General features: G+C 65.2%; 19 protein-coding genes. 9 read left to right on the top strand and 10 right to left on the bottom strand.

Annotated features, from left to right (window positions below):
• Nucleotides 1-30 precede the first annotated feature (30 nt).
• Nucleotides 31-1,272: an MFS transporter gene (locus ACIGJD_RS19830; protein ID WP_483687623.1), complete on the bottom strand. Its 1,242-nt coding sequence runs from the start codon at nt 1,270-1,272 to the stop codon at nt 31-33.
• Nucleotides 1,273-1,427: 155 nt separating this feature from the next.
• On the opposite strand from ACIGJD_RS19830, the gene ACIGJD_RS19825 reads away from it, so the two are divergent.
• Complete coding sequence (locus ACIGJD_RS19825) at nt 1,428-2,171, top strand: IclR family transcriptional regulator (RefSeq protein WP_483689549.1); 744 nt, start codon at nt 1,428-1,430, stop codon at nt 2,169-2,171.
• 112 nt (nt 2,172-2,283) lie between these two features.
• Nucleotides 2,284-3,474, top strand: a complete 1,191-nt coding sequence (locus tag ACIGJD_RS19820; protein ID WP_483687622.1) for a 4-hydroxybenzoate 3-monooxygenase — start codon at nt 2,284-2,286, stop codon at nt 3,472-3,474.
• 37 nt (nt 3,475-3,511) lie between these two features.
• On the opposite strand, the gene ACIGJD_RS19815 is transcribed toward ACIGJD_RS19820, so the two are convergent.
• Nucleotides 3,512-4,051, bottom strand: coding sequence for a TetR/AcrR family transcriptional regulator (locus ACIGJD_RS19815; protein ID WP_483687621.1), 540 nt, complete (start codon nt 4,049-4,051; stop codon nt 3,512-3,514).
• 57 nt (nt 4,052-4,108) lie between these two features.
• Between ACIGJD_RS19815 and ACIGJD_RS19810 the strand changes: the two genes are divergently transcribed.
• Entirely contained in the window at nt 4,109-5,164 is a 1,056-nt protein-coding gene (locus tag ACIGJD_RS19810; RefSeq protein ID WP_483687620.1) for an FAD-dependent monooxygenase, read from the top strand.
• Here ACIGJD_RS19810 and ACIGJD_RS19805 read toward each other — a convergent pair whose 3' ends face one another.
• The 4 genes from ACIGJD_RS19805 to ACIGJD_RS19790 form a co-directional block, all read right to left on the bottom strand.
• Nucleotides 5,165-6,988 carry an ABC transporter permease gene (locus ACIGJD_RS19805; RefSeq protein ID WP_483687619.1) on the bottom strand — a complete coding sequence of 608 codons (1,824 nt, stop codon included), beginning with the start codon at nt 6,986-6,988 and terminating at the stop codon, nt 5,165-5,167.
• Entirely contained in the window at nt 6,985-8,049 is a 1,065-nt protein-coding gene (locus tag ACIGJD_RS19800; protein WP_483687618.1) for an ABC transporter ATP-binding protein, read from the bottom strand. The genes ACIGJD_RS19805 and ACIGJD_RS19800 overlap by 4 nt, the downstream gene beginning before the upstream one ends.
• Before the next feature lie 43 nt (nt 8,050-8,092).
• Entirely contained in the window at nt 8,093-9,169 is a 1,077-nt protein-coding gene (locus tag ACIGJD_RS19795; RefSeq protein WP_483687617.1) for an extracellular solute-binding protein, read from the bottom strand.
• A gap of 193 nt (nt 9,170-9,362) precedes the next feature.
• On the bottom strand, nt 9,363-9,866 hold the full coding sequence (locus ACIGJD_RS19790; protein ID WP_483687616.1) for a GNAT family N-acetyltransferase: 504 nt from the start codon (nt 9,864-9,866) through the stop codon (nt 9,363-9,365).
• A 155-nt stretch (nt 9,867-10,021) separates the two neighbouring features.
• Between ACIGJD_RS19790 and ACIGJD_RS19785 the strand changes: the two genes are divergently transcribed.
• The 3 genes from ACIGJD_RS19785 (at nt 10,022) to ACIGJD_RS19775 (ending at nt 11,930) form a co-directional block, all read left to right on the top strand.
• Entirely contained in the window at nt 10,022-10,537 is a 516-nt protein-coding gene (locus ACIGJD_RS19785) for a MarR family winged helix-turn-helix transcriptional regulator (protein ID WP_483687615.1), read from the top strand.
• Between the two features lie 71 nt (nt 10,538-10,608).
• Nucleotides 10,609-10,953, top strand: coding sequence for a hypothetical protein (locus ACIGJD_RS19780; protein ID WP_483687614.1), 345 nt, complete (start codon nt 10,609-10,611; stop codon nt 10,951-10,953).
• Nucleotides 10,950-11,930, top strand: a complete 981-nt coding sequence (locus ACIGJD_RS19775; protein ID WP_483687613.1) for a serine/threonine-protein kinase — start codon at nt 10,950-10,952, stop codon at nt 11,928-11,930. Before ACIGJD_RS19780 ends, ACIGJD_RS19775 begins: the two co-directional genes overlap by 4 nt.
• On the opposite strand, the gene ACIGJD_RS19770 is transcribed toward ACIGJD_RS19775, so the two are convergent.
• Together ACIGJD_RS19770 and purB are read right to left on the bottom strand one after the other, a co-directional pair.
• The gene (locus ACIGJD_RS19770; RefSeq protein ID WP_483687612.1) at nt 11,927-12,604 is read right to left on the bottom strand and encodes a histidine phosphatase family protein; all 678 of its coding nucleotides are present in this window, start codon (nt 12,602-12,604) and stop codon (nt 11,927-11,929) included. The genes ACIGJD_RS19775 and ACIGJD_RS19770 overlap by 4 nt on opposite strands.
• Nucleotides 12,605-12,736: 132 nt before the next feature.
• Nucleotides 12,737-14,179: an adenylosuccinate lyase gene (gene purB / locus ACIGJD_RS19765; RefSeq protein ID WP_483687611.1), complete on the bottom strand. Its 1,443-nt coding sequence runs from the start codon at nt 14,177-14,179 to the stop codon at nt 12,737-12,739.
• Nucleotides 14,180-14,360: 181 nt separating this feature from the next.
• Between purB and ACIGJD_RS19760 the strand changes: the two genes are divergently transcribed.
• A complete protein-coding gene (locus tag ACIGJD_RS19760; protein WP_483687610.1) occupies nt 14,361-14,648 on the top strand; it encodes a hypothetical protein in 288 nt (95 codons plus the stop codon).
• 44 nt (nt 14,649-14,692) lie between these two features.
• Entirely contained in the window at nt 14,693-15,994 is a 1,302-nt protein-coding gene (locus ACIGJD_RS19755; RefSeq protein ID WP_483687609.1) for a hypothetical protein, read from the top strand.
• A gap of 28 nt (nt 15,995-16,022) precedes the next feature.
• Here the strand turns inward: ACIGJD_RS19755 and ACIGJD_RS19750 are convergent, their stop codons facing one another.
• Complete coding sequence (locus ACIGJD_RS19750; protein WP_483687608.1) at nt 16,023-16,943, bottom strand: hypothetical protein; 921 nt, start codon at nt 16,941-16,943, stop codon at nt 16,023-16,025.
• A 220-nt stretch (nt 16,944-17,163) separates the two neighbouring features.
• Entirely contained in the window at nt 17,164-17,589 is a 426-nt protein-coding gene (locus tag ACIGJD_RS19745) for a phage holin family protein (RefSeq protein ID WP_483687607.1), read from the bottom strand.
• A 103-nt stretch (nt 17,590-17,692) separates the two neighbouring features.
• On the opposite strand from ACIGJD_RS19745, the gene ACIGJD_RS19740 reads away from it, so the two are divergent.
• A complete protein-coding gene (locus ACIGJD_RS19740) occupies nt 17,693-18,811 on the top strand; it encodes a histidinol-phosphate transaminase (RefSeq protein WP_483687606.1) in 1,119 nt (372 codons plus the stop codon).
• Nucleotides 18,812-18,934 lie beyond the last annotated feature (123 nt).

Raw genomic sequence — 18,934 nt, 5'->3', positions numbered from 1 at the left:
GGGTGCCCCAGCTGGCCGGACGGCGGCAGGTTATCGGCGTTCCGCGGTTGCCTCTTCCCGGACTGCCCGGATGGTGTGGGGAACTGCCACCAGCGCTACCACGGCAATGGCGGCAGCGGCCGCAAAGACGTAGAAGCCCCAGGGGTAGGCGATGTTGGCAGCCACCAGCGTTCCGGTGACTGCAGGGCCCATGATCGCGCCGAGCCGGCCCACGCCGGCGGCGAACCCCAGTGCTGTTGCGCGGAGGGCTGCCGGGAACAGCTGGCTGACCCACGCGTAGACCAGCACCTGTGCGCTGAACACAAAAACGCCCGTGACAAAGACTGCCAGGTTGAGCAGCACTTCACTTTGGATCTTGACGCTCAGGACCGCCAGGAAGACCGCGGAGAGCCCGAACCACAGCAGTACCACCTTCTTGGTGCCGTGCTTGTCGGCCAGGATGCCTGCGATGACCAGGCCCACCACGGCGCCCACATTCAGGACCAGCAGGAGGACCAGGCCGGTGCTGACCGTGTATCCGGCGCCGGCCATCAGCTGCGGGAGCCAGGTGTTCAGGCCGTAGACCAGGAGCAGGCCCATGAAGGATGCCGCCGCGATGGCCAGCGCCACCAGGGGGTACGGCTTCCGTGCCAGGTCCCGGAAGCTTGCGCGGGCTGGGGCCGGTTCCTTTGCTTCGGTTCCTGAGGCAGCCGCTGACGGCAGGGTCTCCGGGAGCTTGAACCACAGGAAGGGCGCCAGGGCAATGCCCGCCAGGCCGCCCACGATGAACATCATCCGCCAGTCCGGGATCAGCATCAGGGCAAGGAAGGACGTGGCCACGGCGCCCGCGTGGTAGCCCGTCATGGTGCGCGTGGTGGACTTGCCGGCAGTACCTGCAGGAGCGTAGTCGTTCATGTAGGCCAGGGCGGCCGGGAGGCACGCACCCAGGCCCAGCCCGGCAAGGAGCCGGAAGACGCAGAACACCGCGACGCTGGGAGCGAACACCACGGCGATGGTGAAGATCGAAAACCACAGGACGCAGGCCACCAGGAGGCGGCGCCGGCCGAAGCGGTCGGACAGCGGGGCGATGAACAGGGCGCCGGCGCCAACGCCGACCAGCGAGATGGTGGCGGCCCACGTGGCGCCCACCGCGTCGAAGCCAAGTTCGTGGGTCTTGATCAGGGTGGGGATGACGGTGCCCAGGACCACCAGGTCAAAGCCGTCAAGGACCATTGCGAGCCAGCAAAGCCAGACCGGCCACTTGGAGCGGTGTTGGGTTGGCGCAAATGACATAGAAATACCTCGGTGTATCTTCCAGGAGTTTGGGCGGCGGGCTGCTTTGCCGTGGTGGTTTTGGGCAGCATCGCCCTCATTCCCAGTGAGGTTTGTATCACCAGGGGGTGTAATCTGGGACATGTTTTCCCATTCAACGGAAGCAGGTGTTCGCGCTGGCCAACTCGAAATCCGGCGACTCCGTGGTGGACCGGATCGTGCGGCTGATCTCCGCGTTTCCCCAGGACGTCAGCGCCCTGCAGTTGAGCGACCTCGCCCAGCGCGCCGGCCTGCCGCTCACCACCACGCACCGCCTGGTGGGCCAGCTTGCCGCCCACGGACTGCTGGAGGCGGCGCCGGGCGGCATGGTCCGGCCCGGCGTCCGGTTGTGGGAACTGGTGAACCGGACCTCACCCACGCTGGCCCTGCGGCAGGCGGCCATGCCGTTCATGGAGGACATCCAGCAGGTCCTGCACCAGAACGTGAACCTGGCCGTGCTGGACGGCTGGGAGGCATTGTTCGTGGAGCGGCTGTCCAGGCGCGGTTCGGTGGCCAACCGCGCCCAGGTTGCAGGAAGGATGCCGGTGCACATCTCGTCCGCGGGACTGGCGCTGATGGCCCACCAGGACAAGATGATGCAGGAGGAATACCTCGCGAGGTTTACCGACCCGGAAGGAAAAGTAGCCGCGGACGCCATCCGGGCTCTGCTGGCCGAAACGTCCCGCCAGGGCTTCGCCCAACTCAAGGGCGTAGTGGATCCGGACACCTGGGGCATAGCCGTCCCGGTCCTGAACCGCAGGCAGCGCGCTGTGGCGTCGCTCGGCGTCGTGGTTCCCCTCCTCGAGATGCGCCTGCAGGCGCTGGTGCCGGCACTGCAGACAGCCGCCCGCGGCATCGCCCGGCAGATGGCGGACGGCTAACCATTGAACGGAACGGGTGTAACGGCGGTCACCACCTTCGGCCCACACTGGTTGGCAGACGAACCGATCCGGTGCCGCCCAGGCGGGGCCCGCAACGAAGCGAGGACAGATCATGACACGAAAAATCATCACTACGCAGGTAGCCATCATGGGCGGCGGTCCCGCCGGACTCATGCTCTCCCACCTGCTGGCCAAGGCGGGCATCGACTCCACGGTGATCGAGATCCGCAGCCACGAGCAGATCGCCCACACCGTGCGGGCCGGCATCCTCGAGCATGGCACCGTCAACCTGCTGGTGGACAGCGGAGTCTCGGACCGGGTGCTGCGCGACGGCGACCGGCACGACGGGATTGAGCTGCGCTTCAACGGCGAGAGCCACCGTATCGACTTCAAGGACCTCGTGGGGGAGTCCGTGTGGCTGTACCCGCAAACGGACGTCTTCCTGGACCTCGCCGCGCGCCGGAAGGACGACGGCGGCGACGTCCGCTACAGCGTCACCGACACCTCGGTGCACGACCTCGAAGGCAAGCCGAAGGTCTGGTTCACCGATGTGGACGGCGTCGAGTTCGAAATCCAGGCAGACTACCTGGTGGGCGCGGACGGCTCCCGCAGCCACTGCCGGTTCCAGATCCCCGAAGCCCACCGCAAGTGGTACTTCCACGAATACCCCTTCGCCTGGTTTGGCATCCTGGCCGAGGCGCCGCGCAGCTCGGATGAGCTGATCTACGCCAACTCGGCCAACGGTTTCGCCCTGATCAGCCAGCGCACCGAGACAGTGCAGCGAATGTACTTCCAGTGCGACCCCAAGGAAAACGTCGCCGACTGGGATGACGACCGGATTTGGGCCGAATTCCGCAGCCGCGTCAACGGCAACGGCTTCGAGCTCAAGGAAGGCCCGGTCCTGGAGAAGATGGTGCTGCCCTTCCGCAGCTTCGTCCACACGCCCATGCGCCACGGCAACCTGTTCCTGGCCGGCGACGCAGCCCACACGGTTCCACCCACCGGCGCCAAGGGCCTCAACCTGGCCATCAATGACGTCAAGGTCCTCTTCGAGGGCCTGGACAGCCACTACAACTCCGGCTCGGATGCACTCCTGGAGACCTACAGTGACCGCGCCCTGGACCGGGTCTGGAAGGCGCAGCAGTTCTCCTACTGGATGACCACCATGCTGCACACCCCCGCGGACGCCGACGATTTCTCCCGTGCCCGCCAGCTCGGGGAACTGAATTCCGTTGTCTCCTCCCGGAACGGCAGGGCCTACCTTGCCGAGGCGTACACCGGCTGGCCCACTCCCGCTTCCTAAGCCAGGGGAATTACGACGCCGGCCGGCTGGGCGGGGCTCAGCTGCCCACCAGCCGCCGGACGGCCGCCGCGATGGCGGCAACGTCGGGCTGCTCGTCACGCCTGACGGTGAGCAGGTGCAGCAGCACCCCATCGCCGTAGTCGGCTACATCCCGGGCCCGGGCCTTCGCATCCTGGACACCCAGCGCGGCAAGGGCGTTTTCCAGTCCGCCCACCAGCTGGAAGTGGCCGGCCGTCACGGAATTGGGCTTGTCCAGGGAAAGCGCCAGCCGCGCCCGGGTCAGGCCGGCGTGCCTGCCGGCAAGCAGCACCACCATGGAGGCGAGCTGGTTTGCCAGTTCAGTGGCATCCTTTGGCGGACCGGCCGGTCCCTGCTCCCGGAGGAGCGCGGCGTCCAGCTCGAGCAGCCGGTCCAGGACGGCGTCCACCAGCGCGGCGCGGTTGCGGTAGTAGTTCGACGTCGTGCCTTCCGACAGGCCGGCGGCAGTATCCACGGCCCGGTGGGTGAGACCCTTCATGCCCTTGTCCGCCACCACGGCCAGGGCAGCGTCGAGCAACAGGGTACGTCGGTCCGGCATGGAATCAGTGTAGTGGGACCCCTTTCGGTTCACTACAAAAGTAGTAAAATGGCGTGCATGGAAACGATCACGATCGTTGGCGGCGGCATCGCCGGCCTGGCCCTCGCGGCGGCGTTGAACCCCGGCCGCTTCCAGGTAACCGTCCATGAGAAACGTCCGGCACTGCCCACGGTCGGCAACGCCCTCGGGATGTGGCCCAACGCCCAACGCGCCCTGGCCCGGCTGGGCATCCTTGACGAGGCACGGGCGGTCAGCCCGGTGCTGGGCAGCGGGTCGGTCCGCAACGCCCAGGGTGAACCGTGGGTCACCGTCGACGCCGGGGAAATGTTCGGCATCTCCCGGATTGACCTGATCCGGCTGCTGGATGAAGCAGTGCCCGCAACAGTCCGGCGGGTCACTGACACCGTGCAGGCAGTCCCCGTGGACGGCAGCCTGGTGGTGGGAGCCGACGGCGTCCACAGCATGGTCCGCCGTGCGGCGTGGGGCGGGGCCACCGATGCCCGTCTCACCCCTTACCTCGCTCTTCGCGGCACCCTCCCTACTTCAGTCGGGCCGGATGAGGTGGGCGAGTACTGGGGCCGCGGTGACCTGTTCGGGATGGCTGCTGCCCGGGGAGGCTCCTTTTGGTACGCGAGCTACCGGTCGGACCTCGGCCCATACGGGATAGACCCGGCGTCGGTTCTCGAGCAGGCACGGGCACGCTTCGCCCACCACGCACCCGCCATCCGCCGCACTCTGGCCGCAGCCACGCCGGAGGAATGCCTGGTCCAGCGCCTGTGGACGGTACCGCGACTCGGGTCCTATGTCAGCGGCAGGAGGGTGCTCGTGGGGGATGCCGCCCACGCCATGATGCCAACCCTGGGCCGCGGGGCCTGCGAGTCGCTGGTGGACGCGGTCACGCTGGCTGACCTCCTCAATACCCTTCCGGAGGACCGGGCGCTGCGGGCCTACAACAGGCAGCGGCGGCTGCGCACCCGTGCCGTGAGCGTGGCCTCGTCAGCGCTGGGACGGGTTGCGCTCGCCGACCGTGCCCAGCCGCTGCGGGACCGCATGCTCAACCTCGCCCGACGGCGGAACGCAAGGGCCGCCGTCGGCAGTACTGCCGGAGGCTGATCAGCGGACGGCAGCCGCGGGGCGCGTGGCGTCATCCTCTCCCGGCGCCTGGGCGTCCTGGGCTTCCGGACCGGGAGCCTGCGATGCGGAAGGCAACGCGGGCAGACGCTTCCTTGTCCCGCGCCGGCCGGACCTGCCATACACCAGGTACATGGTCACACCCGTGATGACCATGAGGAGCACCGTGTAAACGAAGGTATTGGCGATTCCCTCGGTTCCCTCGGCCCCGTCAGTGTTGGCCTTGATGACCAGGCCCAGCGGCTGGACCAGCGGATGGGCAAGGAAGATAGCGGTGTCATAGTCGTCCAGCAGGCTGTTGAAATTCAGGGCGGTGATGGCGGCCGCAGCCGGCAGCACCAGCGGCAGAAGGATCCGCCGGAAGACGTACAGTGTCCTGGCGCCCATGATGGCTGCAGCCTCCTCCAAGGAGGAGTTCACGGAGGCAAAGGACGCTTTGAGCATCCGGAGCGTGAACGGGATCTTCACCGTGACGAAGGCGATGAGCAGGATCACGGTGGTTCCGGTAAGGACGGCCCCTCCCACCAGCGGACTGGGATGGTCGTAACTGACGATCAAGCCGAGGGCCAGCAGCGCGGAGGGCAGGATCCAGGGGATGTGCAGCAGGTACTCAAAGGCCGAGGCCGCCCAGTTCCTGTATTTCTGCAGCAGCCGGGCCACGAAAAGGAGTCCGCCGACGGCGACAACAGCCGCCAGGGCGCTGTACACCACGCTCACGATGAACGGCCGGATCCCTGACTCCTGGGTGAGGACGCGAACGTAGTTCTCCATTGTCAGGTTGGCGAGCGACAGTTGTCCGGTCTGGATGGCCGCCCCGTCGGCGAAGGAATACAGCACGATCAAAACGACTGGAAGCGTGTAGATGGCGAAGAGTAGATACGCCACAGCATGCACGGCCAGGTTGGCTGCGGGGTTTCGGATCTGCTGCTTCTGCAGTTCCGAGGACACCTTCGACACGGAAAAGTAGGTGCCGCCCCTCTCCAGGCGGGACATCACGGCGAGCATCAGGATGGTAGCCACGCCGAGAATCACGGCCAGCAGCGCGGCGAGGTCGCGCGAGGTGGGGCTGTTGGTAAACGTCAGGATCATCGGAGTGATGGTCTGGAAATCCCGGCCACCCAGCACCTGGGGAGCGCTCAACGCGCCCAGGCCGGTAAGGAACGACAGGATGGTGACGGCGAACAGTGTGGGTTTGAGCATCGGCAGGACAATTCGCCGCAGGATGGTCCACGTGGAGGCGCCAAGATTACGTGCAGCCTCGATGGTCTGGTAGTCGATGCCTTTGAGCGCATTCGCCACGAACAGCATGTGGTTGGTGGTGGTGGCAAAGGTCATCACCACCAGGACGGCGAAGAACCCTGAGAACCAGCCCGGGTCCATGCCGGGAACCATCTTGACCAGCAGCGAGGTGACAATGCCCTTCTCGCCGTAGATGAATTTGTAGCCCGCCGCCAGCACGATGCCACCGTAGATAAAGGTGGACGCGTAGCCCAGGAAGAGGATCCTGGAGCCTCGGATCCGGAAGTAGTGCGTGACCAAAACGATAAAGACCCCCACCACATTGACGGTGATGGAGAGTGCCACGGCCAGGAGAAAGCTGTTGCCAAGGGCCTTCATTGCCCGCTGCGAGGAGAACAGCTTCTCCGCCGCCCGGCCTGAAAAGCTCCCATCCGGAAAGAAAGTGGCGATCAGGATGTTGACGTTGGGCCAAACAAGGAAAGCGGCAATGAACCACGTGAGGACCACTCCGACCACCAGGACGAAGGGGGAGCGAACCATGTGGCGCACCGTGGTGTTTGCACTCATGGCAGGGCGACCGCCTGATTCCGGGTCAAGGCAATCCCCGTGTCCGGGTGGTACTGGAGGATGTGTTCCGGCCGGATGTAGACCGTTGTACCCGTACCGGCGTCAGGGTGGGTAGCGCCGTCCTCCCTGACCAGGAGGCGGATGTCAGCGCCGTGGCTGCGCACGACGTACCGGCTGTGGAGGCCGTGGTACGTGCGCGAGACCACGGTGGCGGACAGTCCGACGGCGTCGCCTCCGGCCACAGGCTGGTCCAGTGAGGCTTTTTCCACCCGCAGGTACGACTTGGCGTCGGTGCTGAGCCCAGCTCCGGAGAGCCTATTAACCTCTGCCACAAACTCCGGTGTCAGGGCCGAGCTGTCGCCAATGAAGTTGCAGACGAACTCGGTGGCGGCATGGTCGTAGATGTCCTGCGGCGTCCCGACCTGCTCAATGACGCCCTTGTTGAACACGGCCACGCGGTCACTCATGGCAAGTGCCTCGTCCTGGTCATGGGTGACGTACACGGTGGTAATGCCAAACTCGCTTTGCAGGTCTTTCAGCTGCTGGCGCAACTGGTGCCGGAGCTTGGCGTCAAGGTTGGACAGCGGCTCGTCCAGCAGCAGGATCTTCGGCCGCAGCACCAAGGCACGCGCAACGGCCACCCGCTGCTGCTGGCCGCCGGAAAGTTCTGCTACGTTTTTCGCCAGTTGCTCGTCGCTGAGCTCCACCCGCCGCGCAATATCCCGGACGAGGCGGTCGCTGTCAGCTGCTTTTTCCTTCCGGACCCGGAGCCCGAAAGCGATGTTCTCCCACACGCTCATGCTGGGGAAAAGGGCATAGTTCTGGAACACCATGCCCACCTGCCGCTTATCGCTGGGAAGGCGGGTGACGTCCTTTCCGTCCACACGAACGGTGCCCTTGGCCGGCTGGATAAAGCCGGCCAAGGTGCGCAGTGCCGTGGTCTTCCCGCAACCGGAGGGCCCCAGCAGGGTGAAGAATTCGCCCGGGCGGACATGCAGGTCCAGGCGTGGAATGGCGGTGAAATCGCCAAAGGTAACTTCGATGTTCTCCAAGCGGATCATGGCAAACCTGTCTGGTGTGGCGCGGGAGCGGGCGGAGGTCGGGCTAGGTCATGTATTCAAGCTCGATCTTCTCCACCCAGGCGCCCATGTTCTTCTGCACGAAGTTCCAGTCGATGTCCTGCTGCTTAAGGTCCGCAAAGAAGTTCACCACCTCCGGATTGGCCTTTGCCTGGGCACCCTTGTTGACGGGCATGGAGTTGAACTGCTGGGCGAACTCACCTTGGACGTCGGCGCTGCCGAACCAGTCGATAAATTTCTGCGCCTGCTCCTTCTTCTTGGTCCCCTTCACGAGGGCTATCTGCTCCACTGCAAGGGGGACGCCGACGGAGGGGACGACGGTGTCGACGTTCACCTTGAAGGACTTCTCGCGCTCAGCAATGATGGAGGACGGCATCTGGCCCATGTCCACTTCGCCGGACGCGATGCGGGCAAAGAGGTCGGTTTTCGCTACGGCCGGGCTTCCGTTCTTGAAGTACTGTTCAACTTGCTTCCAGCCTTCGTCGGAGATCCCCAAATCCCCGGACTCATCGCGGTAGCGCGACAGGATGCCGGCGAAGACAAGCTGTGCCGTGGCGGTGCCCATGCCGGTGACCCGTTCGTAGCGGCTCTTGAACTCGTCCTTTGTCCAAAGATCCGTCCAGTCCTTCGGTGACGCATCTTTGCTGATCTTGTCTGAGTTGTAGCCCAGGAGGATGGCCTGCTTCACCAGCGGCCAGTACGTCTCCCCGTCGCCCAGGCCCTTGTCCACGTCACCAGCCCACTTGGGTTGGTAGGCCTCCAGCGCTCCCTCATTCTTGACCTGCGAAAAGTACATGTTGTTCAGGCCGAAGGCGACGTCCGCGATGGGATTGTTCTTCTCGGCGATGAGCTTGTTGGTGGCATCAGCGCCGCCGGCACCCACAATCTCGATCTTGAAGCCGGCATCGGCGGCCTTCTTGGTCAACCAATCGCCGCGGCCTTCGCCGTTGGAGTTGGTGTAAACAACAAGGGTGTCTGCTGACGCGCCTGCCGCTGACCCGGAGGCTTCCCCGGACGAGGCCGGCGGGGACGAGGTGCCACCGCATCCGGCGAGAAGGGTGGCGGCGACGGCGGCGGCAACCAAGGTCTGCAATTTACGCACGATCAGGACTCATTTCTGGACTGGAATCGGAGCATGTCCGCACAGCCTATAGCCGGGCAGGACGAAAACCAGGCTGTTATAGCTATCGATTCGATAAACAGCCCGGCTGCTCACTTTGGACCAATCGGGGAAACGGAGGACGCCGTGGGCGTGAACCGGGGGCGAACGTTAGTCCTGGTCCTCCGGGTCCCCGCTAGGCCATCGCAGTCTGAGCGGCGCTGTGGGCGTTGATGGTTTTGGCGTAGCAGGAAGAGTGTTCCACTCCGATGTACGGCCCGAAGTTGGGAATCGCCTCGAAGCCGGAGTTCCGGTAGAAATTGCGGCCGTCCGGCTGGGCTGATCCGGCCTCCGCCTTGATCCGGGTAATGCCCTGGCTGAATGCCTCCGCCTCGAGTGCGGCCAGGATCGAACTCGCTACGCCTGAGCCGCGCGTATACGGCAGCACGTAGAGGCGCTTGATCTCAGCCGTTGATCCATCCAGGAGCCGCAGCCCCCCGCAGCCGACCGGTTGACCGGAACCTTTGTCGTATGCCACCAGGAACACCGCGCAGTCGGCGCCCGACGGCGGCGGGCCGGGTTCGTGGTCGGGCCGGCCAAAACGGGCGTCCAGTTCAGCCTGTTGGGCCCGGCGCAAGTCCGCGCCTACGGGGTTGGACCAGGGGACCTGCCGGATGTTCAGCCGGGGGTTGGTCTGCATAACTGCCTCGATTCGCCGGAGGGGTATGCCTGAAAAGGATAGGCCCGGGTGGTTACGCCGGTGTTTCCTGCCGGTTAGGGCCTGGCTAACGGATGTGGGAGGCGGCACAGCAAGTTGCTTGGCAGACTAGTTATAAGTTGGTCTAAAATGATCCCATGGTTTCTACGGGCAACGAGGGATCCGGCTACTGGTACGGACCCGACGGGCAGCTGGACTACAGTGCAGCGGTGTTGAAGTCACTCCGGGACTACCGGGCGGCTGAAACGGAAATCCGCCGCAGCACCAGGGACTCCATGGGTATGGGCGAAACGGACATCCTTGCCCTGCGGTACCTGCTGAGGGTTCAGGCGTCGGGCAAGCAGGTTGTTCCGAAGGATCTCAGCCAGTTCCTCAATATTACTAGCGCTTCCACCACCTCGCTCATCGACAGGCTGGTGTCCAGCGGCCATGTCCGTCGTGAGCCGCACCCCTCCGACCGCCGCTCCGTAGTGGTGGTACCAACGGTCGAGTCCGATAAGGAAGTGCGCGAAACCCTCGGCGCCATGCATCGGCGGATGATGGCCGTGGCCGAGAGCCTCACCGCGGATGAGGCGCGCATCGTAGTCGATTTCCTCCAGCGCATGACCCAGTCGCTGCAGGTGCATGAGGATGAGGAACTTAAAATTCACTAGGCGGACTAGCTAGTTGGACTAGTTATATGTATGCTTACGAATGTTCCTGATGTTGCTTTTCCAACGGAGTCGTGAGTGTCTTGGTTACCTTCACCGAAGTTTCACCGCCTGATCCCCGGCTTGGCGCTGTAATCCCGGATACCCGCACTGGCCTGCAGGAGACCTTCCCGGACGCGACACGACCCACCCTGGACGGCACCACTGCGCCGCAGGGCGGAAGTGCGGTCCACTGCGGCAGTCCGATGCAGCTCGTGACGCCGGCCGTTGGGCTGGAAGCAGCGAGCTACACCTTTGCGCCCGCCGATACGGTCGGTACTGAGCTTCCACCCGTGTGGCGTTGCCGCTGCGGGTTCCAGCTCGATGCCTGGTCCGCTGACCCCCAGTGGGGGCAGGCTCCGCTGGTTTCCTTCGCATGAGCCTCCTGGAAACGGCAGTTGCTGCCCCGCGCCCGGTCCCAGCGAAGGGCACCGTTGCCGGACGGTGGCAGCTTCGGGAACGCCTCGGCCGTGGGTCGGCTGCCGAAGTCTTTCGGGCGGTGGATCTGGAGGGCGGTCCCGACGTTGCGGTCAAGATCGCTGCCGCCAATGGCCGGAAGCAGCATCAGCGCATCCAAAACGAAGCGGGTGTCCTGGCCGGACTCAACCATCCCTCCATTGTGCGGCTTATTGCGCAGGGCGTTATGGCCGACGGCGGTACCCACGCCGGGCGACCTTTCCTGGTGGAGGAGCTCGCGCTGGGAACGAGCCTGGCGGACACCATCCGGCTGCAAAGTCCGCGCCCAGCCGACGCTGCCCGCTGGGCGCGCGGCCTTTTCGAGGCACTCGCGCACCTTCACGCCGGCGGCTTGGTGCACCGTGACATCAAGCCGGCAAACCTGATGCTGAGCGGCCTGCGGAGGAGCCCCGTCCGGATCATCGACTTTGGGATCGCGGCGGCGGCCGGGGCGGATCCCGAGCCCGGAATTTCCTCCGGGACTGTGCATTACATGAGCCCGGAGCAGGCGGCCGGCGGGGCAGCGGACCCGTCCTGGGACGTGTACGCCATGGGGCTGGTCCTGCTGGAACTCCTCACCGGCACCAAGGCGTTTCCCGGTACTGCCGTCGAATCCCTCGTCGCCCGCACCCTGCGCTCGCCCGCGATCCCGGATTCCCTGGGCGACTGGGCCGTCCTGCTGCGTTCCCTGACGGCAATGGATCCCGGAGAGCGTCCGACGGCGGCAGCCGCCGCGGCGATGGCGGCCCGGCTGATTCCGGCGGTTCCGTCCTCCGGTCAAGGTATCCAGCGCACCCTGCCCAGCCAAGGGAGCCAGTGTGCCCAACGTGGCCAGACGGTTGCCGGGACCTGCCCGGCAACCCGGGCATTCTCTCCCCGGCGCCACCGGCAGCGGGCCTAGGGCGCCGCTGCGTCCCGTCCGGTGGGATCCCCGGCCGCTGGGTCTGCCAGGGCCAGGCCGCCCACTGGGCTGCCATCCCAATGGATCAGGGTCCAGCCGGCAGCCGTGTCTCCCTCCAGGGCGACGATCCCGGTGTTGGCCAGGACATGGCGTGCTGCGAACTCATGGTCAGCGCCATCTGCCCGGAGTCCTGCCCAGGTGCGGATGGCGGCACCGTGGCTGACGACGGCAACCGTGCCGTGCTGCTGCCGTTCAGCCCGTTCCACCACCTGTGCGATGGCGGCGTCAAACCGCTCGAAGAAGGCATGGCCGTCGGGCCCGGCGGGCATGCGGCGGTCCAGGTCGCCGGCGGCCCAGGAGATCACGGTCCCCATGTAGCGCTTGTGGGCTTCATGGTCCGTCAGCTTCTCCAGTGAGCCGGCCTCGATTTCGTGCAGCCCGTCCAGGACCTCCACGTTGAGGGTGTGCCGCCGGGCCAGCGGCGCGGCGGTGATCTGCGTCCTGATCAGGGTGGAGGCGTAGAGTGCCTCGATGCGTTCGTTGGCCAGTGCCCGGGCCATGGCTTCGGCCTGGCGTTCGCCCAGTTCGGTCAGGCCGGGCCCGGGGTGGTCCGTATCCAATTGGCCCAGCACATTGCCGGGGGTTTCGCCATGGCGGATCAGGAGCAACTTCATGTTCCCAGTTTCCCACCCCCGGACGACTGCAACCGCGCGGCGGCAGCGGCGTTACCCTGCCGGATGCAAGGAAGGCGCCGGGCCTCCTCGAAGCCCGGCGCCGCCGTCGTACGTTCTGCCCTGCTTGGGGGCCTACTGCAGGTGGTCCACCAGCTGGTCCGCGATGCCCGTGTACTTGCCGGGGGTGAGGGCCAGGAGCCGCGCCTCAGCCTCGGGGGAGAGGCCCAGGCCCTGCACGAACTCCTGCATGCGGGCCGCGTCCACGCGGTGGCCGCGGGTGAGGTCCTTGAGGCGCTCGTACGGGTTCTCCATGCCTTCGACGCCGGCAATGGCCTCGGCGCGCATGACCATCTGGATTGCCTCGCCCAGGACCTCCCAGTTGGTGTCCAGGTCGGCGGCGAGGACATCCTGGGCCACGTCCAGGCGGTCAAGGCCCTTGGCCACGTTGGAGATGGCCAGCAGGGAATGGCCGAACGCCACACCGATATTGCGCTGGCTGGAGGAGTCGGTGAGGTCCCGCTGCCAGCGGGAGGTCACCAGGGTGGCAGCCAGGGTGTCCAGCAGGCCGTTGGAGATCTCCAGGTTGGCCTCGGCGTTTTCGAAGCGGATGGGGTTGACCTTGTGCGGCATGGTGGACGAACCCGTTGCACCGGCCACGGGGATCTGTGCGAAGTAGCCGATGGAGATGTAGCTCCAGATGTCCGTGCAGACGTTGTGGAGGATGCGATTGAAGCGCGCCACGTCGGCGTACAGCTCTGCCTGCCAGTCGTGGCTCTCGATCTGCGTGGTCAGCGGGTTCCAGGTGAGGCCGAGTCCCTCGACGAACGACTTGGACACCTGCTGCCAGTCGGCGCCGGGAACGGACGCCACATGGGCTGCGTAGGTGCCGGTGGCGCCGTTGATCTTGCCCAGGTATTCGGTCTTGGCGATCCGGTCCAGCTGGCGGGTCAGGCGGTGGGCGATGACTGCCAGTTCCTTGCCCAAAGTGGTGGGCGTGGCGGGCTGGCCATGGGTGCGGGACAGCATGGGCACGGCGCGGTTGTCTTCAGCCATCCTGCTGATCTGTGCCACCAGGGCGCGGGCCGCGGGCAGCCACACGTCCTCCACAGCACCCTTGACGCCGAGAGCGTAGGAGAGGTTGTTGATGTCCTCGGACGTGCAGCCGAAGTGGACCATGGCGGTCAGGTTTTCGATGCCGATCGCGGGAAGGCGGCGGCCAATGTAGTACTCCACGGCCTTCACATCGTGGACGGTGACGGCCTCGATTTCGGCCAGCTCTGCCACGGACGCGGCGTCGAACTCCGTGACGATGGAGCGGAGTTGGCTTTGCTGTTCCGCACTCAGCGGGCCCGCGCCGGGAAGGACGTTGTTGCTGGTCAGGTGGATGAGCCATTCCACTTCGACGGCCACGCGGTCGCGGTTCAGTGCAGCCTCGGACAGGTAGTCAACCAGGGGCGCGACGGCGGACTGGTAGCGGCCGTCCAGGGGTCCAAGCGCGATTTTTTCCGGTGACGCGGCGAGGGCCAGGCGTCCTGAGGGCGTGCGGGTATCAGCTGTGGCGGCAGTTTCAGGCATGTGCTGATTCTTTCACGAAGTCCGGTGCCGCTTTAAGCGCGTCCCCCACGTTACTTGTCCACATAGCCGACGGCGGCGCTTACCCGGGCAGGGAAGCGTCCCTAGCGTTGGGAGCGGCAGGGTTGGGGCGGACCAGCCGGCCGGGGAGACCGCGACGGGAAGCAACATGGGGAACGGATCGATGGACGGGATATGGGGCGGCGGGCTGGACGTCAGCCTGGAAGTGCAGGAGGTGGGCAGGAAGGTGGCGCAGTGCTCGGACAGTGCCGAAGGGGTGGTGGCGGGCTTCCATGACATCCAGCTGCTGGACTGGCAGTCACCTGCCGGACAGGCCTACCGGGCCTCTGTCGCCTTGCAAGCGGTGGCCGTACGGCGGGCATTGGAACGGATCCAGGAAGCTTCTGCCGCGGTGGCAGCACATGCCCGCGCGGCGTTGACCTCCGAATGTTCGCCCGACGGCCGGTTCTGATGACTGACGCAACGCCCTCCAGAGGGGGAAGACCCATCCAGGTTTTGCCACCGCCTCCGGCCGGCAACCTCACGGTCTCCGGCGGGGTGGGCGGCATTACCGTCCAGCTGGAGGAGTTGGAGTTGGGGGCCGGAAAGCTCGATCGGCTCGCCGAGCGGCTCGCAGCCATCGAGTCCGGGCTTTTCGCCGCCTGGCAGGAGCTCGGTGTCCACCAGAACCGCCCGCGCAGTACGGGAACCGCCGCTCTTATTGCCGTTTGGGAGGCTAAGGATGCCGTCCAAAAAGTGCGGCTGGAACTGCAGCGGATCAGCGGCCAGGTGCGCAGCTGCAGGCGCGAGTATGAGATTGCCGAATCCTCAGCCCACCTGAAGTGGCGGCTGGGTCTGTCGGATCCGGACGTTGAGCTCCAAAAGCACGTGGACTTCTGGCGGACGGGATTCCTTAACGGGGATGCCACTGAAATGCTGGTGGCAGATGCCGTCCTCCTCCTGCCCGCAATCACGTCCGCGGTTGAAGAAAACATCCCTTCCCTGCGCACGGGCCCCGTAACGGCCATGCAGGAAGAAACTGTCCCCATCGATCTCGATGCGAGCCCCGCCGGGCTGCTTGAGCGGGTACGGATGATTGAGGCACGCGGCAGCGGCTACATCGAAGTCATTGAAGTGGACACCGGCGCCGGAAAAGCCTACGTCGTTGTGGTTCCCGGAACGCAGGTGAACGAATCCGATGGCGGGACCAATCCTTTCGACCTGGGTGGAATCGTAGACGGCATGGGTGCCCGCTCGGAACGCATCAATGCCGCTGTAATCCAGTCGCTCCGGCAGGCCGGTGCCGAACCCGGCGCGGAGGTGGTCGCGGTGGGGTACAGCCAGGGCGGCATCCACGCCATGAATTTGGCGGCTGAAGAGGCCTTCTTGAAGGAGTACCGGCTCAAATACGTCCTGACCGCCGGGTCACCCGTTTCGCGCATCATGCCTTCCCCCGATGTCAGCAGCCTTCACCTGGAGCACCGAACGGACTGGGTGCCAGGCAGCGATGGCCTGCCGAACCGCGACGCCAGGAACCAGGTCACCGTAACCATGACCAACGACCTTTACGTCCGCGGCGGAGAAGACGCCGGCTTGGGTCCCGGACACAACCTCACGGGCTATGAAGAGGCGGCCCGGCAGGTGGGCGCCAGCAAAGACCCTTCACTGGTCCAGTCCACGGCGGTGCTTGGGAGTGTCCTCGGTGCCGGAGGCGCTGCCACTGCCACCCGCTTTGCGTTGTCCAAAACTCCGCCGCCTGCGGTTCCCAAGGACCCCAGGGATCCCTTCTCCGGGCGGCCGCAACCGGGTGCCCGGTAGCGGCCGTGTCTGATCTCCGGCGGGGGAGTCATGAGATCTGCGCGGGGTGCAGTTCAGCATAGGAATTTGAGCGCGGATTTTCCGGTTTGGGTGCAGGCTGCGGAGCGGGCGGCGGGGCCGGCTGTGGGTCCGGGGCGGGGACAGCGGCAGGGCACCGGTAGTTGTAGTCGAGGTCGTTTTCCGTGAACTGCGTTGTGGTTACGGTTCCGCCTGGGGTCAGAGGGGCTGCCTCGCAATACTCTTCTGCCGACTCTGCGGAATAGGCGCCCGCCAGCCAGTTCTGGAGTTTGTCGAGATTGCTGCCGGGACTGACGTCACCCACAATTTCGCTGAATTGATAACCGGTTGAATAGATCCCTACTTCTGCTCCGGCGCCCTGCAGGTAGGCCGTCATGCCTTCCAGTTCGGCTGCATTCACCGCCTTGTCCCACAGCCAGCTGTTTCCAAACTCAACGTCGAGCCACCACATGCGGTGGGCCACGGTGTGCCCGGCTTGCTGCAGGATGTCGCCCGCGTTGACGGCCATGGCGTAGCCGTGCACGTAAGCGCAGGCCGGGGAGGCAGTGCCATCACACGGCCCGTAGGGGTTGCTGACAGCAGCGCCCCGATAGGTGTTCTCTGCAGGCCACCACAATGATTCCACAGGACCTGTTGCGGCCGTATTCACGTACACGGCCGCCGGCATTCCGCCTGCCGAGGCCGCACTTTGGTCCGCCCAGGCCAGCTGCTCCGACAAGCACGGGTTGGCGGAATCCGGCCGGCCACCGTTCACGCCCACGATCGCAAAGGCAGGGGGCGCAGGAAGATCCGCCCCGCATTGGGGCCAGGAGATGTCGTTGCCCAGGCCCCCGGGACTGGGTACCGGCCCTGATTCGGCGTCCGCATAAGCAGGGCCTGCCTGCCAGGTGAAAAGCAGGCAGGCAGCGAGCAGGATTCTTCTGGGCTTCATCTTTGGCCCCCATGTTCCGGAACTGACGCAACAGGCCTTTTTGCGGCCCGGTTCGCAGCCTAAAAGGCGGGCGCCATGGCAGTCATGGGTGGCCGGTACTGGACTTTTGGGAACCGGCACGGGGAAAGCACCTGTTAGGTACCTGGTTTCGCGGGCACTTCTACTTGGGTGGACAGATCCTGCCTGGTCGGCAGGCTCCGGCAGGTGGCCACACGGGACGTCAGCGCCGGCCGCCGGGCAGCAACCCTGCAACCATCGAAACCAGGGAGATGATGATCGCAGCCAGCACCGCAGTCCAGAAAAATGAATCGAAGGTGAGGTGCACCGGGGTGTAGCTGCTGATCCAGGATGTCAGGTACAGCATCGCTGCATTGATTACTATCGCGAACAGGCCGAGCGTCAGGATGGTGATGGGAAGCGCAAGGAGCCTTACCAGGGGCCGGACGAAGGCATTGACCACGCCGAAAATGAGGCCGATAAAGAGATAAGCCACCACAATCCCGATGGTCCCGGTGTCCTGCGAAATACCGGTCCTGGCCACGGCTTCAGATGCCGCAGTGCTGGAGATTTCCATCCCGGGCAGGACCCAACTGGCCACCCAAAGAGCAGCGGCATTGACGACGACCCGGAGGATGAAGGAACCCATGGCACCATGCTTCCATACCGTCCTTCGGGGCGGCTGGGACCGTCCTAAATTTCTGCCGTTCGTTCCCCTGGCCCCTTGAGGCCCTCGAAGTAGGCTGGTGGCCATGACTTCTTCTGAGACCAGGGCAGGCGGAATCGCGCCGCGCCCGGTGCTGGACCGGCTGCCCCGCTACGCTGCAGGAAAGCCGCCGGCCGCGGTCAGCGGACTGGCCAGCTACAAGCTGTCCTCCAACGAAAACCCGCTGCCGCCGATTCCCGCGGTGCTGGACGCCATCGCCAGCCAGGGAGACTTCAACCGCTACCCGGATCCCCTGAGCAGCAGGCTCCGTGCCGTGCTCGCAGAGTTCCTTGATGTGCCTGCCGAGGACATCGTGACCGGAGCCGGAAGCCTGGGCGCACTGAACCAGATCCTGGCGGCCTTTGCCGGCCAAAACGACGACGGCAAGGCGGACGAAGTCATCTACGCCTGGCGCTCCTTTGAGGCGTACCCCATCAGCGTGGGCCTGGCGGGCGCCGAGAGCGTGCAGATCCCGGTGACAGGTGACGGCCGGCACGACCTCGCAGCCATGGCGGCAGCCGTGAGTGCCCGCACCAAGGTGATCCTGCTCTGCACGCCCAACAACCCCACAGGCCCCGCCCTCACCGCAGCCGAGACCGAGGCCTTCATCCGGTCCATCCCGGCCGACGTCGTGGTGGTCATCGATGAGGCTTACCAGGAGTTCGTCCGGGCGGAGGACGCGGCGGACGGGATCGCGCTTTACCGCAAATACCCCAACGTAGTGGTGCTCAGGACGTTCTCCAAGGCGCATGGCCTCGCGGGCCTCCGCGTTGGCTACAGCGTCTCCCATCCGGAATTAACCCAGTACCTTCGGGTCGCCGCAACACCTTTCGCCGTGTCCCAAATTGCCGAAAAAGCGGCAATGGTTTCCCTCGAAAATTACCCCCAGGTTGTGGAAAGGGTACAAAAACTCGTGGATGAGCGGACACGGGTCCTGGCAGGCCTCCGGGAGCTGGGATGGGCCGTCCCCGACGCGCAGGGCAACTTCGTGTGGCTCGCCCTTGGGGCTGAAAGCGCGGCCTTTGCGGAGTTCGCGGGCACGCGGGCGTTGTCTGTGCGGGCGTTCGCCGGGGAAGGCGTAAGGGTCAGCATCGGAGAACCCGAGGCCAACTCACGGTTCCTCCAGTTGTGTGCCGACTATACAAAGGCGCCAGCAACTTCCTAGCGCTTAACAAGTAGCCCTCCGGCTACTTACCGCAGATAAAGTTAGGATCAATAAGCCAATGTATATGCCGCAAGGGGAATGTATTCCTTGCGGGGCATATATCCTCACGACATCGCATTGCAT

The organism is Arthrobacter sp. E1SS-5, assembly GCF_057073715.1.
The sequence above is the reverse complement of the archived record's forward strand: the minus strand, read 5'-3'. Positions and strand labels throughout refer to the sequence as shown.

What these genes read in the sequence shown, in the direction of transcription:
- ACIGJD_RS19805 (WP_483687619.1), bottom strand. Translation starts at nt 6,988, where the DNA reads ATGAGTGCAAACACCACGGTGCGCCACATGGTTCGCTCCCCCTTCGTC.
- ACIGJD_RS19820 (WP_483687622.1), top strand. Translation starts at nt 2,284, where the DNA reads ATGACACGAAAAATCATCACTACGCAGGTAGCCATCATGGGCGGCGGT.
- ACIGJD_RS19790 (WP_483687616.1), bottom strand. Translation starts at nt 9,866, where the DNA reads ATGCAGACCAACCCCCGGCTGAACATCCGGCAGGTCCCCTGGTCCAAC.
- ACIGJD_RS19750 (WP_483687608.1), bottom strand. Translation starts at nt 16,943, where the DNA reads ATGAAGCCCAGAAGAATCCTGCTCGCTGCCTGCCTGCTTTTCACCTGG.
- ACIGJD_RS19830 (WP_483687623.1), bottom strand. Translation starts at nt 1,272, where the DNA reads ATGTCATTTGCGCCAACCCAACACCGCTCCAAGTGGCCGGTCTGGCTT.
- ACIGJD_RS19770 (WP_483687612.1), bottom strand. Translation starts at nt 12,604, where the DNA reads ATGAAGTTGCTCCTGATCCGCCATGGCGAAACCCCCGGCAATGTGCTG.
- ACIGJD_RS19740 (WP_483687606.1), top strand. Translation starts at nt 17,693, where the DNA reads ATGACTTCTTCTGAGACCAGGGCAGGCGGAATCGCGCCGCGCCCGGTG.
- ACIGJD_RS19815 (WP_483687621.1), bottom strand. Translation starts at nt 4,051, where the DNA reads ATGCCGGACCGACGTACCCTGTTGCTCGACGCTGCCCTGGCCGTGGTG.
- ACIGJD_RS19810 (WP_483687620.1), top strand. Translation starts at nt 4,109, where the DNA reads ATGGAAACGATCACGATCGTTGGCGGCGGCATCGCCGGCCTGGCCCTC.
- purB (WP_483687611.1), bottom strand. Translation starts at nt 14,179, where the DNA reads ATGCCTGAAACTGCCGCCACAGCTGATACCCGCACGCCCTCAGGACGC.
- ACIGJD_RS19775 (WP_483687613.1), top strand. Translation starts at nt 10,950, where the DNA reads ATGAGCCTCCTGGAAACGGCAGTTGCTGCCCCGCGCCCGGTCCCAGCG.
- ACIGJD_RS19745 (WP_483687607.1), bottom strand. Translation starts at nt 17,589, where the DNA reads ATGGGTTCCTTCATCCTCCGGGTCGTCGTCAATGCCGCTGCTCTTTGG.
- ACIGJD_RS19760 (WP_483687610.1), top strand. Translation starts at nt 14,361, where the DNA reads ATGGACGGGATATGGGGCGGCGGGCTGGACGTCAGCCTGGAAGTGCAG.
- ACIGJD_RS19800 (WP_483687618.1), bottom strand. Translation starts at nt 8,049, where the DNA reads ATGATCCGCTTGGAGAACATCGAAGTTACCTTTGGCGATTTCACCGCC.
- ACIGJD_RS19785 (WP_483687615.1), top strand. Translation starts at nt 10,022, where the DNA reads ATGGTTTCTACGGGCAACGAGGGATCCGGCTACTGGTACGGACCCGAC.